Source organism: Streptomyces sp. NBC_00659 (assembly GCF_036226925.1).
In the GTDB taxonomy this organism is placed as follows: Bacteria; Actinomycetota; Actinomycetes; order Streptomycetales; family Streptomycetaceae; genus Streptomyces.
In genome coordinates this window covers 9,353,867-9,369,403 of the sequence record NZ_CP109031.1, presented here as the reverse complement: position 1 = coordinate 9,369,403, position 15,537 = coordinate 9,353,867, and the positions used below count along the sequence as shown (strand labels likewise).

Below are 15,537 nucleotides of genomic sequence, written 5' to 3'. Positions count from 1 at the left end.
ACGGCGTTCGTCGTCCTGCGGGCAGGAGCCGTCAGCGATCCGCAGTGGGCATCAGAGCCGCCGCCGCGCTCTCGGCGAGCGTCGCGGTGACCGGAGCGGGGGCGGGAACGGCGGCGGGGGCTGGGGCGAGGGCGGGAGTATCGGACGGCTCGGGGACGTCGTCGGAGAGGGTCCCCGTGCCGAGGGCTGTGGCCGTGGCCGCGGACGACGGGGCGGGCGCGGGCGTGGATCCGCTGGTGTCGACGCGGACAGCCGCGGCGATGACCTCGTCCGGCTCGACCTGTGGTCCTCCGTCCGGCTCGGTCGTCAGCCCCTCCTCCGACTCGGCCTCCGGCCCCTCGTCCGACTTGGTCTCCGGCTTCTCCTCCGGCGTCGCATCGAGCCCCTTGTCCGGTTCGGAGGCGGGTTCCTCCTCACCGGCCTCGGGAGCGTCGGTCTCCTGGCGAGCGCGCTCGATCGCCCGCGCGAGGGCCGCCGGTTCCACGCACATGGACACCGACGCCGAGGCGTTGAGATAGATCTGGTGGTCCTCGGGCAGCCGGTCGGCGAGAGCGGGCACGTCGTGGATCTCGTACGTGAGGCGTCCCGCGTTCGTCAGATGGGCCTCCGAGGTGAACGCGAGGATCACCGGGGTGCCGTCCGGGGCGACCGCAGCCACCGGTTCCCCGCCGGGCCCCACGAAGACGGCCACCTCGGCCCCGGCGAGCAGTTCGGGCACCTCGTCGTCCTGGCCGTAGCCCGCGGCGGCGCGCTGGACGGCGGCGTCGATCGCGTCGGTCGGCCGCGGCCAGCCGCGGGCCGCCGGGGAACGCACGTAGTCCGGGTTGTGCCGCCACTCGACGAGCTGTCCGAGGTCGTCCGCGCGCCACTCCCCCACCACGGTCCACGCCGGTGGCGGCCAGGCCCCGGTCCAGGCGGGGTCGGGCAGGGCGAACCAGTGCCCGGGGGCCTCCTCGGCGGCCTCGACCACATGGCGCGGCGGTGCGGGCATCGCCCCGGCGAGCCCGGGGTCGTCGCCGGTCCCGGCGTCGCCCGGGGCCGGGTCGTCGAGGGCGACCGGACGGCTGAGCACCGGCGGCCGGGTGTCCTCGGGTTGCCCCGCCTCCTCGGCCAGGTCGGGAGACAGGTCCTCCGGGGTGAGGCCGAGGGGGGCGAGCAGCGCCGGGAGGTCGTCCTGCGGCGCGGCAGCCTCCTCGGCCGGTGGGGCGTCGTTCGTCATCGGCTGGGTCCTCACGGTGATCGTCATGGTCGGGGTCGGTCGGTCGTGCGCTCCGGGCCTGCCGAGGACCGGAGCGGGAGGAAGGGAGTGCCGGGGTCGCGGGCCGCTCGGCTGTCCGGCAGGTCGCTCACCACGGGCGCCCCCGGGAGGGAATCACGGGCTCGTCGTAGTCCTCCTCCTCCGGCGGTGGAGCCATGGGGAACCCTGAGGGAGGCATCGCGCCGTAGTACCCGGTGAACGCCGTCCCCCCGGAGACCGGCGCTCCCGGAACGCCCGGACCTCCCGGAACCGGCCCCGGACCGTGGGTGTAGCCGTCGCCGTAGCCGTACGCCGAGGAGGTCCCGCTCCCCGAAGGCGCCCCGGTGGTGTACGCCGGGTACACCGGCGCCCCGGAACCGCGTCCGACCGGACCGCCCGGAACGGGAGCGAGCACGAAGTCGGTGGCCGGCGGAGCCGAGTAGGTCGGATAGGTCGGATAGGTCGGATAGGTCGGATAGGTCGCGTATGCCGTCCCCGCCGAGACCGGAACTCCCGAACTCGCCGGGGTCCGAGGAGCCTGCCCGAAGCCACTGCTGCTGCCGCCTGCCGTTCCCCACCCCGCCTGGTGGTGGGTGCCCGGGGACGACGGCCAGCCCTGGCTCGTGGCCCCGGCCGATGCGTAGCCGTGGGACGGCACCGAGGGCGGCGAGAAGGCGAACCTTCCGGACATACCGGGAGAGGGAGCGTAGGAGCCATAGGGGTCCGTTCCCGGGGAGGGCAAGGGGAGGGACCGGCCGGCGAGGGCGACGGCCTCCCGGCCCAGGCTCCCGAACCACTCGTGGTCGGACACCTCGCCGATGATTTTCCGCGCCTGGTCACGCCTCGTCTGCTCACCGTCCGCCTTCGGCCGGCCGAACACTCCCGTCTTCGGCTGCCTCTCCGCGGAGTCCTGCTGCGCGAGAAGTGTCGCGACGTGTGAATCCGTCGCCGCATGGCCGTCCCGGATCGCCTGGGCGGCAGTCACCAGACCTTGCGGACCGTTCGCGTCCTGCAAGGTCCGCACATCGAACTGCGCCTGCGCCATCACGGCTCCGTAGGCCGTGATGAGATTCTGATTTCTCTTGCCGTTCTTCAGATGTTGGATGTATTCGCCATGGCCCTGCCCGACCTTGTCCAGGCGTTCACTCGCCATGGCCTGGTAGATCGTGGCCATATCGATCCACCCACGCCCGGTGGCGAGCGGCTTTTCCTGGACCCTCACGGAAGTCACCGAGTTCGAGGTGGTGAACGGCAGCTGGTTGTCCTGACTGAGGATCCGCCATCCATTCGGATGGTGCCACATGAAGTTCGTGGCCTCCGGCATCAATCCCTGGACCGACGTCATGTACTGCTCGTGCCCGAACCATTCGAAAGGATCTCTCCCCGTGCGGAACTGCTCGGCGGCCACCACATTGCTGAGACTGCTCGGCGACTGGTAGTGCCAGGCGGTGAAGTTGCCGGGCACTCGACTCGCGGTCACCGCCAGGGCGCAGCCGTTCATCCCGGGAGTGAACACGAAGTCGGAACTGCCGAAGGAACCACCACTCCCGTTCACCGGGATCTCGGTATGACCGACATTCCTGTCGGGGTCCACTGTGGATCCCGTCAGATAGGGAATGAAGTGCGCGTTCAAATAGGTTTTCGAATGGTCGAGTCGAGGAACGCCGATCCTCGCGACTATCTCCGGGAGGCGCGCACTGCGCCCCCCGAACGTCTCCCAGTATTTTTCCACCGCCGGGGTCAGCAGGTACACCGGCTGGCCGCCTGTCGCGAGCCGTCCCGGGTCCTTGGTCAGCACGAACCAGTGCTGATCCTGCTCGTTCATCCACTGGATGAACGTGGCCGCATCGGAGAGGGAAATGGACGACCGCGCACGCAATCCCTCGTCCAAGCGCACGATCAGCACATTGTTGTCGAGGAATCGCTTCGGTGAATCCCTCAGGACCTTGAGTGCCGCATCCGCGGACAGCCCGTGCCAGTCCGCCGGCGCCGGGTTCGCACCCGAGGAGCCCGCCGCCATGGTTCCGTACTGCGAGTAGGCCGGCGTCTGTCCCCAGGTCGTGCTGTAGCCGCCGGATCCGCTCGTCGTCCACGAACCGGTGGCGCCACCGCCGTACGCACCCGCCGTGCTCCCCGCCCCCGTGTTCGGACCGGCATGGATATTGACCACCTTCGGCTTGCGGCCGCCGCTGCCTCCCTTCCCCCTGCCGCTGCCGCCGGGCATGTAGCCGCGTACGGCCCTGCTCCGGCCCTGGGCCAGTTGCCTGGAGAGTTCCTCGGCGTGGTCCTTGTCGTACGCCTGGAGGTCGAGGGCTACCGCGTAGACGGCCAGATGGGCGGGGTCCAGGGTGGCGAAGTCGGGCTCGGTCTCCGGTGCGAACGACGTCAGTCGCTGATGGGTGAGAACGATGTTGCGGGCCAGGGTGAGGTCGTCCGCGTCCGGCTGCGACCACTGGGCGGCAAGGTGCTTGCGCATGGCCGCGAAACCGACGGTGGAATCCTGGCCGGTCGGGTCATGGGGTTCCGTCCAGTGGAAGCGTCCGCCGGACAGGACGAGTCTGCCGGAGCCGACGCCCGGGCCGGCCCTGTGCGTCGTGCCGTTGTCCAGGTCGAAGAGCGTGAGGTCGTGCGTGAGCAGGGAACCGATGCGCTCCAGTGCCAGCACTGCGATCTGCGGGGTCCAGCCGTCGGAGCGGAGCAGCAGGAGCCGGGTGTACTGCAACGGCGTGAGGTCGTCGGGACCCAGTGCGCGGGTCCCGTCGTCCGTCTCCCGGCCCGCCGTCTCCAGGGCGCCGATCAGATCCAGTTCCTCCGCCGACACGGTCAGCCCTTCGGCCGGGAACGACGCGAGCGGGTCCCGCACATCGGATCCGATCAGGTCGGCGACCATCTCCTTGCGGAGCCAGAGGACGGCCTCCGGGTCGGGGGTGCCGTCGTCGAGATACCAGTCGGCCGTCCCCCGGATCGAGTCCCGGTGGGCGGTCAGCACGGCCTCGACGAAGCCGTTGCCGGGGACGGACGGGGAACGCAGGGCGAGGAGGGCGCCCTCCAGGGGGACGACCTCGACGGTCGGACCACTCCCGTCCTTGTCGGCCAGGGCCGTCTCCTCGGGCCTGACCTCGTCGTCCTCCCCGGCGGGCCAGTCGACCGTGACGATCGCCTGGCGATGGGTCAGCGGGTCCTCGTAGAGCTCCCTGGGGGTGTCGTCGTAGACGTTCTCGATCGTGAAGTCGTCGATCGTCAGCGAGTCGGCCGTTCCGCTCTGGAGTTCCGCCAGCCTGCGGGCCAGGGCCTGTTCCACCGCGGCCCCCGTGTTGACCGCTCGCAGTTCTCCGGTCGCCGCGGCCGTGTGCCGCCCGTTGCCGCGGCCCGCCACCCGGATCACGGTCGGCCTGCCCCCCGGCCTGCGCTCACGCAGTGCCCGTACAGCGATCCGGTCCACCAGATCCTCGATGTCCCGACGGCCACGGTCCGACACCGTCTTGTCGCCTCTGCCGAACAGGATGCGCGTCGGCGTCTCGGCGAGTTCGTGACGGTCCCGGTGGCCGGACTCCCGCAACGGCGTCCACGTGACGCCGTCGGGGCCCTCGTCGCCGAGGGTGACGATCGCGGTGCGGCGCTCGTAGGGGTCCGTGCGGCGCTGGTCGGCGGTGTCCTCGTAGCCGTGGAGAATCGTGATGTCGCCGGTGGTCAGCGGGAAGCGGACGTCTGTCTGGAGGGTCCGCAACTCGGCCGCCAGATAGGCTTCCAGAACCCGTGCGGTGTTCTTCGCCCGCTCATTTCCGGTGTGTCCGGCGTGGTCCGAACCGTTGCCCCGGCCACGTACCCGGATCACCCGCGGTGTCCGTCCGGCTGCGTGCTCGCGCAGCGCCTCCCGTGCCACCCGCCGGGCCAGCACGCGCAGCGCCTCGTGCTCACCGTCAGCCATCGTGCGCGAGCCCTTCGGGAAGCGGACGGTCAGGGGCTTCTCCTCCGGGGATGTGGATCCGGCGACGGATTCCTCCTCGGCCGCGGACAGTTCCCGCTGTTCAGAAGCCAACTCCAGCTGCTCGGCCTTGAGTTTCGGATCGGTCTCGCCGTCGTCCGGACCGTCGACGCCCTGCGACGGCTGCTCCGGCGGCTGCTCCGTCGTGGAAGCCGCGGACGCCGCGAACGCCACGGCCTCAGTGCCTCCGGAGACCGGAGCTCTCGTGACGGCGACGACGGTCCGGGGGGCCGTGGAGCCCGGCGCCGTCAGGCCGTTCCCGGTGCCCGTGCGGTCCGCGGCCGGTGGCGGGTTCGGCCCTTCGGGATCCTGCCCGGCGGTGGCGGACGTGCGGGGTTGTGGTGCGAGGGCCGTCGGGACGGTCCCGCCGGCGGAGAAGTCGGGCTGCGGTCCGTACAGACGCTCCAGCAGGGGCATGAGGCCGGGTTCGTTCGCTGCGACCCAGGCACCACCGTTCTCCCGCTGTCGCAGGGTCTGCGGGTCGATGCCCTGGTTCATCCGCAGATAGGTCCTCGTCAGCTGGGCGAAGTAGCCGTTCGTGTTCTGCGAGGAGGTGTTCTCCCTGGGCAGTCCGCCCGGGTCGCGGCGGATCCCGTCCGGCCATGGCGCGTCCTGGCCCAGGGCCCTCCTCGCGTCGAAGGCGGCGTCCACCAGGAGACGGTCCTCGGGGGTGAGGCCGTACAGATGGACGGCGCGGGCCAGTGAGCCCGTCATCTCGCCCAGGCCCCGCGCGAGTTCTGCCGGTGAACCCGGCGTCCCCGAGCCGAACAGGAGCGCCTGGGGAACGACCGTGCCGAGCACTCCCTGGAGTGTCGTGACGCTCTCGTAGGAGCGTCCTTCGACGGGCGACCGCCCCTGGAGATGCCGGAACTGCGGCAGGTCGGTCAGCGACACCCCGTCCGGGAGCACCGTGACGTGAGCGCCGCTCTTCAGGAGCCGTGCGGTCACCCGCGGGTCCGCCAGCAAACGGCTGAGCACCGCCCGCGCCCGGACGCCTGTCTCCTGCGCGTTCCACGAGTTCTCCGGGACGTCGACCGCGAGCAGCGCCGCCGTGGCCGCGAAATCCCGGGCGGACAGCGACCGCGCGAGGTCGTCGACCAGTCCGTGGTGGAGGGACAGCCACCGCCGGTGCTCCGGGGCCATGCCGAGGAGCAGGTCCGCTCTCTCCCCCTGTGTGACTCGCGGCAGTTCACGCACGAGGCGTCCGGCGTCCGGGGGCGCCACGGCGTCCTGCCGCAGTACGTCGTTCACGGCGGCCGGCCCGCTGCGCTCGTCGAAGCGGTCCGGTTCCCCGCCGAACAGGGCGCGTACGCCCTGGTATCCCTGTTCCTCCAGGACGGTGCGGTCGACGGGATTGACCGGGACGGTGATCCGGGCCTGGTCCACGGGCCCGTAGAGATCCTCGAGCAGCGGGCGCAGCCCGTCCTCGTGGTCCACCACCCACTCGGCCCCGTTCGGCTTCTTCCGTCTGGTGGCTTTGTCCAGCCCCGCGTTCACGCCGAAATACACGTTGCTGAGCTGGGCGAAGTACTCGTAGACGTCCGTCGAGGAGTAGTTGTCCACCGGATTGCCGAGCACGTCCCGGCGGATGCCGTCCGGCCAGGACTCGTCGGGGCCCTCGGCCCGCCGTGCGACATAGGCGTCTTCGATCAGCTGCTTCGAGGCGTCGTCCATGGCGATGACGTGGATGAGGTGGGCCATCTCGTGCACGGCGGACGAGAACCCGTCGGGGTAGGGGGCCGTCCTCTGGTACTCCCCGAGCAGGTTCTCCTCGGGGATCACGGCGTGCGCGCCGATCCGTGCACCTCTGACGGTGTCCCAGGGACGGCCGTCCCTGGTCGCCGCGCCCCGGAGGTGGTGGGCGAACGGCAGATCGGTCAGTGGTGTGTCCCGTGGCAGCACCACCACCCGCGCCCCGCGACCCAGCAGTGTCCTGGCGATCCGCGGGTTCGGCAGCATCCGGGAGATCAGGTCGTGCGCGACCGCGCGTGCCGAGACCGGCCGGTCCGTGCCCTGCGGGACCTCGACCATCAGCTCAGCGGCCAGCCGCCCGAACTCGGCGGGCGACAACTCGGCGGCGAGGACGTCCATCACCATGGCGTCGGCCTTCAGGTCCGCCCGGCCCTGTGCCGACAACGCCGCGATCGTGCCGTCGGCGAGCATCCGGCGGTGGTCCCGCGCCACGGCCTGCGGGGTGAGTGCGGCGGGGGGTGCCGTGGACGAGCCGCGCGCCCCGAGCGTGATGGTCACTTCGTCGTCGCTGTCGTCGCTGTCGTAGCTGTCGTCGGAGCCGTCCGTGGAGACCGCCTGCTCCGAGACCGTGCCGGCCGGGACGGAGGAGCCGGGACCGGTCGGGACGGGCAGCCCGGTATGGACCTGCCCGCCGGAGACCGTGGAGACGGTTCCCTTCGGGAGCGGGGGCGGGAGCTGGCCCGGTACCGGGGCGCCGGTCGGGGCGCGGTCGACCTGGTTCTCGCTCTCGTCCGTGAGCCAGCCGATGTGCGCCCAGCGCCCCACCTCGAAGGGGTCCATGGCCACACCGTGCTCGGACCCGTCGACCTCGCCGAGCCCGTATGTGGCGCTCTGTGCGAAGGCGGCCCTGGTGAAGGTCAGGGGGCCGGTCAGAAACGCCCCGCCCGCGGCCAGTTCCTCCGCGTTCCAGGTGACGATGTCCTCATCGACAGCGTCGATGACGCGCCGGAAGAACGACGACTCGGGCACGGTCGACATCAGGGCGTTGCCGAACCGCCCATGGGTCATGGCGTACGACGCGACGTCCACCATGCCCATCTCGTCGGGACGCAGGCGCAGTTGCTCGGCGAACTCGGCTCGCTGCTCCTGGAAGTTCCGCTGGTCCCGGAACATGGGGCCGATGAGCGGGATGTCGGAGCGGCCCATCTTGCGCGGCTGTGAGAAGAGGTCCACCGTGCCGGGTTCGAGGTCGACGTCCGCGTAGGTGCCGCCTTCGTACAGCATGATGCCGAGCCGCGTCGCGTCCGAGGCGACCGGGAACGCCGTGGGGGTCGTGCGCGCCCGGTCGTAGATGGTGCGGAGCTTCTTCAGTCGCTTGTTGACGAGGGTGAAGCCGTCGTCGCCTTCGGTGGGCGGCCGGTCGGGCGGGAACAGGTCTCGGACCGAGCGGAACCTGATGCCGGCCTCTGCGAAGGCCTGGCCGGTCCCGGTACTCCAGGTGCTCAGCGACGGCTTCTGCTCCCTGTCGCCTTCCATGGTGACCGGGGTGGTGTCCGTCCACATCTGTACGGTCCAGCCGTGGGTACGGGCGGTCTCGGCCCAGGCCAGCACGTTGGCGACGGCGGCGGGAGACAGCGGGCGGCCGACCCAGCAGAAGTTGACGGTCTTGGGCGGGGACTTCATCCCGGCCCCGTCCGAGGCGTACCCGAGTTCCCGGGTGACCCATTCCTTGAGTTCCCGGGCCTCGTCCTGGAACCGTGTGCCCTCCAGCCGGGCGGCGCGCTTCTTCAGCCGGTCCCGCACGATACGGACGGCGCTCAGCCGGGAGGTCCTCCCCAGTTCGGTGACCCGCTTCTTCACGCTCTCGGTCTGCGCCTCGGTCAGCGGGCCGTTCCAGCGCACCAGGTCGCCGACGGGGGTGTCGGCCGACGGGGGCTCGTCGCGCAGCGGGGGCAGGTCGGGGTAGAGGTGGCGGACGGCCGCGTAGGTCTCGTTCTCCTCGCGGGTCGCGTCGACCGGGTTGGCGGGGCCCGTCCGCACAAGCGTGGGATCGGTGCCGTAGAGGCGTTCCAGGAGGTCCCGCAGGGGTCCCTCGTGGGCGCGCACGTAGCCGACGCCGTTGTTGCGGGCGCGTCCGGTGGCCGCGTCGGTTCCCGTGTTGACGCCGAGGTAGGCGTTGCTGAGCTGGGCGAAGTACTCGTAGGGGTCGGTGGCGGAGTAGTTGTCGGTGACCCGGCCGTGCAGGTCGCGGCGTATGCCGTCCGGCCACTGGGCGTCGGGACCCTGTGCGGTCCTGTCCCGGAAGGACCGGTCGATGGCCTCACGGTCCGCGTCGGAGAGCCCGTACCTGTGGACGACATGGGCCAGCTCGTGCGCGGCCGTCGAATATCCGTCGGCGTACTCGCTGTCCGGCAGCGCGGAGTTCTCGCCGAGGAGGTTCTCCTCACTGATCGCGGTGATCCTCCCCGATGTGCCGCGTACGTCGTCCCAGACCCGGCCGCCGGAGAGCGCCCGCCCGGACAGGGCCGTGAACGGCGCAACGTCGGTCAGGGGGACGTCCTTCGGGATCACGGTGACGCGCGCGCCGCTGGTCAGGATCCGCTCGGTGGTCTCCGGGTCCCGCAGCAGGGCGGCGAACAGGCGGTGCGCCTCCCGGCGTGCGGAGACCGGCTGGTCCACGCCGGGCGCCACGTCGACCATGAGGACCGCGGCGGTCCGCGCGAACTCCTTTCGGCTCAGCGAGTTCCGCAGATCGTGGACCAGTCCGTGGTCCGTCGCGATCCAGGACCGCTCGTCGTCGGTCATGCCGAGCAGCGCCGCCCGTCGCTCGGCGGGCAACATCACCGCCAGGGGCAGGGCCAGGACACGGGGGCGCCCGAGCGGCCGGACCGGGGTGGGCACGCCGACGGGTGACTCCGCGTGCTGCCGGCCGGTGGTGGCGAACGCGGTGCCGCCGGACACGGGCGGCGGGGCGGGCAGCGCCCGGTCTCCGGACGTCCGTCCGAACCGCGAACGGCCCTGCGCGGGCGGGCCCGGCCGGGGCGTGTTCTCCGGCGGGGGCTGGTCGGCCGCGAGCGTCCGGGACAGTTCCTCCAAGGCCGGGACGTCGTGCGGGTCGCGGACCAGGGCGGCCGCGACGGCGTACACCGCGCGGTGGGAGAGCGGCAGGTCCCCGAACTCGGGATCCGCCTCCACCTGGAACCCCGCGACCCGTTGATGGGTACGGACGATGATGAGGGCGATCTGCAGGGCCGCCTCGCGCCGGGGGTTGACCGATCGCGCCAGATAGGCCCACTCGTCGTGCAGGACCTCTGGAGCGAGTTCCTCCTGCGCCGGGTTGAGCGGCGGGCTGTGGTCGACCGTGATCCGTACGGTGTTCGCGGGCTGTGCGGTCCTGGAGGGTGCCGTCTCCTGCGACCTGCTCCGGGCCCGTGCGCCCGTCTCGATGCGGAAGTCGTCGGCGGTGACCGGGTGTCTGCGGTACGCGGGCTGCTTGTCGCGCAGGACCTCGGCGAGCCGGTCGCGGACATAGCGCTCGGCGGACTCCTCGCGTACCGCGCCCGCGTCTCTCGTGCCGGTGCCGGGCAGCACGAACCGGGCTCGTCGGGCGGGCTCCGTCTCGATGCCGAGCACGGGCAGCGGCTTTCCCCTCATCACGTTGATCAGCGCCTGTTCCGCGACCAGTTCGACCACGGTGTCCAGCTCCCGTGCCTGGACCGCCCCGATGTCGGTCACCCGTTCGGGGAAGGTGAGCACGACGGGTTCGGGCCGCGAGGAGGTCTCGCGCGTCCTGGCGGCGTCGCGGCGTCTGCGGGCGGTGGCGCCGGCGGCCAGCACCGAACCGGGCGTGGGGGGCGTCCCCTGGTCGGCAGCGGCGGCGGGATCGGCTGTGGCACGTGTCCGGGTGACCATCCCGCCGAGCCGGTCGACGGCCTGCGGTGAGAGGTCGTTCAGACGGGCGAGCAGGTTGTCGCTGGCACCCTTGTCGCGCAGCATGGCGACGAGCGCGGCCGGTTCGGGGCGCGCGGGCGGGGCCCAGGGCGCCGCGGGGGGCAGGCCGTTCACCGGGCTGTCACCGGTCAGGAGGCTGTCGGTGATCATCACGGGCGACGGGACCGGGACCGCCCCGCCGACCGGGTTCATCGCCGAGTAGTGATCGCCTCCCTCGTAGAAGACGTGCAGGGAGCGTGCGGCGGAAGGGTTCAGCGGGTTGGCGAAGGCGAGGTCGCCCATGCCCTCGACCGGCTGTACCGGCGTGATGTTCAGATCCAGCGCCAGGGCGGTGAGCTGCGGCACCTGGTCGTAGAACGGGGTCGTCCACATGTCGACGTTGCGCACCGCGCTCTCGGCGACGGCGCTCGGGGTGAGCGCCTGCAGGTCCCGGAGCCGGGGGAACATGCGCTGGAGGCCCGGGTACGAGCTGATCAGGGACGTGTAGAGGGCCTGGCTGCGCGGAGTGACCGTGGCGAGTTCGCGGGCCGCCTGCTCACGCAGGGCCGTCAGCCGCAGGTCCGCGACGAGCCTGTGGCGGTCCGCCGGACGGATCTGCGTGGGATCCGGCGTGAAGTCGGGCAGCAGGGCGGCGGCCATGCCCGCCGTGAAGTCACCGATGACCGACCGGTCGGCGGGGTCGGGGAACCTGCGCAGCAGCTCCCTCACGTACTGCGGTCGGCTCAGGTCGCGGTCGATCGCGGCCAGTTGTCCGGGGGTGGGCCGGGGAGCCTTGCGCTCGAGGAGATCTTCCAACTGCGGGAGCCCGAGGTCGTTGACGACCACCCGGACGGGAGACGGGCCGGAGTCGAGTTCCGCGCGCCGCGCCACCGCCACCGCGCTGTTCCCGGCGAGCCAGTCGCCCACGTGGTCGCGCAGCTGCCGTACCGTCAGGCCGGCCGTCGGCGAACCGGGCAGCTGGCGGGAGAGGCCCGCGAGCGTCGAGGTCATGAAGCACTCGCCGTCCGGTTCCACCCGCAGCACCTCGAACGGGCGGTCGTCGACGTCGACCGTGCGGAACACCTCGCGGGGAGCGTGGCCCGGAGTCGAGGTGTCCGGCCCGCGCCCGGTGGCCCTCGTCGGCGCACTCAGGTCACGACGCGCCACGTCGGGGCCGCGGGACCCCATGGGCTGACGCCTCGGCCGGGTCCGTCCGCCGGACGCCGCGTCGGTCGATGTGCCGGTGCCGTCGGCAGGCGTGGAGGAGGCGGTCGAGACGGCAGGGCGCCGTCCTGCACTGGTCCGCGAGGACTCCGCGGACCGGTCCGGCTGCGCGGAATCGGTCGCCCGGGCGCCCGGCTGGTTCGCGGTGGATCCGGGTGGGACGGGGAGACGACGGAAGCGCTGCTGTGCCGCATCCGTCGAGGCCGGTGTCGTGACGGTCGACGAGGTCGACGAGGTCGCGGTGGGGACCGTGGGGACGGCCGCCGGTGCTGTGTTCGTCGCGGTCGTCGTGCTCGTCGCGGTCCGCCGGGCGGGCTCGACGGACCCGGTGCCGCTGGATCCCGACGCCGAGCGGGGGCTCCGGGGCCCGAACACGCGCTCGGAGCGGTTCGATCCGCCGGACGTGCCTTCGCCCGGCCGTCCGGACCCTCCCCGTCCGGAGCCGCCGGGCAGATAGCCGCGCTCCGCCCTCGGCCGCCCCTGGGCGAGCCGTCGGGAGAGCGCCTCGGACCGATCGATGTCGTCGTGCGCGCTCAGGTCGAGAGCGACCGCGTAGACGGCCAGATGGCCCGGGTCCAGGTCCGCGAAGGAGGGCCGCTCGGCGGGTTCGAACTCCGTCAGCCTCTGGTGTGTGCGGACGATGTTGTGGGCCGTGGTGATGTCGTCCGGAGTCGGCGCGCTCGCCGCCCAGGCTGCGGGAAGTTCTTCACGCAGGGTGTCCCGCTCCGGCTGCGCGAAGGTGTCGGCGGCGGGCGACCCGGTGGTCGTGGACCGGCTCGACGGGGATGATCCGGTGGTCGTGGTGGGCCGTGCCTTCTCGGCCACGGGCGGCACGGAACGGTCCTCCGCGCGGCTCTTCTCCGAGATCGCGGAGGGAACGGAGGGAGCGGAGGTCTCCGCGGTCCGCGCGGACCCGGCGGCGGGGGTACGGGGGTCGGCGCCCGGGGAGGACGTCGTCGACGGGCGGTTCGCCTCGGCGGGCGGGGCGCCGGTGGTGCGGGCCGCTTCCGGGGCCGCCGCGGTACGGCCGTCGAGTGAGGCCGCGTTGGCGCGGTTCGCCTCGGACGCCGGCGTGTTGATGGCCCGGTTGGTGTCGGCCGTGGCGGAAGTGCCTTTCGTGGAGGGGGTGTTGGACCCGGTCGAGACGCCCGCAGAGGCCGTGGTCGTGGGCGACGCCGTCGTGCCGGGCGCCGTGACGTCCTCGGTCTGCGGCTCCGCAGCGAGGCCGGGGCGGTCGGTGCCCAGGACCTCGTCGGGCACGGCGCGCTCCGTGACGGGCCGGGTGCCCGAACCTCCTGTCGTACGGGGGGCCTGCACCGACTCGGTGTCCGTCGCACCGGTGCGGCCGGTGCCGGTCTCGGTGGTGGGGGCGGTCACGCCGGGTGCGCCGATCCGGTCGAGCACGTCCAGGGCGTTGACGTCGGTGCCCAGGGCCGGGCGGGTCCTGCCGCTCCCGGTAGGGGCGGTGGTGCCGCCCGTCGTGGAGGAGGTGCCACGTGAGCTGGTGGGGACCGCCGCGCCGGTCACGCCTGCCGTGTTCTTCGCCTGGAGTGCCGAGTCGTCGTAGGCCTCGCGGACGTTCCCCACCCCATGCGTCACGCCCTCGCCGAGCAGATCCGACGTCTGCTCACTGACGGCCGATGTCCAGAACGTCGTCGCGAACGCGCTCCACGAGAACGGCGTCCCGAAGAACGCCATCGCCAGCAGCGTCTCAGGCAACGCCTCCGTCAGACCGTCCGCCACGAACTCCGACACCCGCCGCGGTGACGACGCCAGCCGTGCTCCGAACGACTGCGGCGAATTGCCCGAAGTACCCCCGCCACCGGGAAGATCCCGCCCCGACTTCGACGTCACGTCCCCCGACAGGTCCTTGAACAGCCCCCGGCTCCCGCTCTTCGCGAACAGCCCGTTGAAACGGTCCGCGAAGTTGCGCAGGGGGCCCGACAGCCAGCCCGCCGCACCGCCGAAGGCGGCGCTCTGCCACACCGCCCGCCAGTCCACCCCCGACGGCCGCATGTCCGGATCGTTGAACGCCATCAGCCCCAGCCGCACCACCAGCGTCTGGAAGGCCTCCTCCAACGCCTCGCTCAGGCTCGGCATCAGATGCGTACGCCGCAGGAACAGATCCAGCACCGTCAGGAAAACCGTCGTACTCCGCGCCTTCGCCACCGCGGCCTGACCCGCCGCCGCCGGGTTGATCCACGCCGTCGCCGCCAGGATCGTCAGCTCGATCACCAGACGGATCAGCTCCGCGATGATCTGCCACTTGCTCTCCTGGATGTTCATCGACTGGTCACGATGACCCGCCGCCACACTGCGCAGGCTCCGCTCGTACTCCCGCAGATAGTTCGTCCCGCCGTCCGCGCCCGTCAGCACCGACATCGCCCGCACGTACTCACGGCCCGCGTCGCCCGGCAACGAGTCGCCGATGTGCGCCACCGAGTAGTCGATGTCCTGCTCCAGCTCCCGCATCCGACGCCCGAACTCGGCCAGCTTCTGGCTGGAGACCCGCGCCCCCGTCTCACTCGCCTGCGGCAGTCCCGTACCGATCAACGCGATCAGAACACCGTTCACCGCCTCCGAAACCCTCAGATCACCCATGGTTCACTTCCCGCTCTCAGTGCCTGCCGTACTGGGCCTCTTCGGCCGCGATGCCGTCGTACGCCTCGTTCTGTGCGCGCTCGACGTGCTTCGCGGTGCCTGCGGTGTTGCCGACGACGGAGACGATGGCCTCGGTGACCTGCTGACCTGAGCCGAGGGTCTGCCGGTAGTTGCGCTTGATCTGCGGGCCGACCTGCCCGGCGTAGTCGTCGTCGACGCCCGCCCAGCCGGTGAGCGTGTTCCGGTAGTGCTCAAGGTCGTTGACCAGGGCATGGGCGTGGTCGGCGATGTCCGCCAGTACCTGGGCGCCCCTGCGGGTCAGATAGGGGTTGGCTTCGAACGAACTCGCCACGGTGGTTCTCCTTCGTTCCTCGGGGCTTCACGGTCTGCCGGGGCTTCCCGGTCCGACTCACGGCTGGGCCGGGTCCTCCACGATCTCGTCGCGCAACCTGCCTGCCTGCTTGCGTCTGGCAGCCGCGCCGTCCTCGTCGGCGGAACCGGACAGCCGCTCCCAGTCGATCTCCGCGCCCGGCATCCCCGGGATCCGGGGGACGCTCTCGGAGATCGGCCGGTAGGTGTCGACCACCTGGCGGGACATCCGGGCGCGGGCCTGGCCGATCGTCTCCAGCAGTACGGCGGAGAGCTGGGCCGGGGCCATCGACCGGTACTTGCCGTCGTGGAACCGCAGGGCCCGCAGGTCTCCCTGGGCGCCCACGGTGACCTCCACCGAGCGGTCCTTGGACATCACGGTGACGGACGCCTCGCGCAGTCTCCGCTCGGCGTCGGCGACCGCCGCCCTGGTGGACTCCAGGGCCTGTATGGCCTCGGCGAGGCGTTCCTCGACGGATTCCATGGTCTGTCTCCTTGC

Annotated in this window: 4 protein-coding genes; all 4 read right to left on the bottom strand. The window is 71.8% G+C overall.

The annotated features are described in order from the left end of the window. Positions 1-31 precede the first annotated feature (31 nt). The gene (locus OG410_RS41175; RefSeq protein ID WP_329303850.1) at positions 32-1,219 is read right to left on the bottom strand and encodes a type VII secretion system-associated protein; all 1,188 of its coding nucleotides are present in this window, start codon (positions 1,217-1,219) and stop codon (positions 32-34) included. Positions 1,220-1,346: 127 nt separating this feature from the next. Further along, positions 1,347-14,669, bottom strand: a complete 13,323-nt coding sequence (locus OG410_RS41170; RefSeq protein WP_329303849.1) for a hypothetical protein — start codon at positions 14,667-14,669, stop codon at positions 1,347-1,349. A gap of 16 nt (positions 14,670-14,685) precedes the next feature. After that, entirely contained in the window at positions 14,686-15,021 is a 336-nt protein-coding gene (locus OG410_RS41165) for a hypothetical protein (protein WP_329303848.1), read from the bottom strand. Positions 15,022-15,078: 57 nt separating this feature from the next. Next, complete coding sequence (locus tag OG410_RS41160; RefSeq protein ID WP_329303847.1) at positions 15,079-15,522, bottom strand: YbaB/EbfC family nucleoid-associated protein; 444 nt, start codon at positions 15,520-15,522, stop codon at positions 15,079-15,081. Positions 15,523-15,537: the final 15 nt, after the last annotated feature.

Bases quoted from the DNA above. Each gene is read 5' to 3' on its own strand.
- OG410_RS41170 (WP_329303849.1), bottom strand. From the start codon at position 14,669: ATGGGTGATCTGAGGGTTTCGGAGGCGGTGAACGGTGTTCTGATCGCG.
- OG410_RS41160 (WP_329303847.1), bottom strand. From the start codon at position 15,522: ATGGAATCCGTCGAGGAACGCCTCGCCGAGGCCATACAGGCCCTGGAG.
- OG410_RS41175 (WP_329303850.1), bottom strand. From the start codon at position 1,219: ATGACGAACGACGCCCCACCGGCCGAGGAGGCTGCCGCGCCGCAGGAC.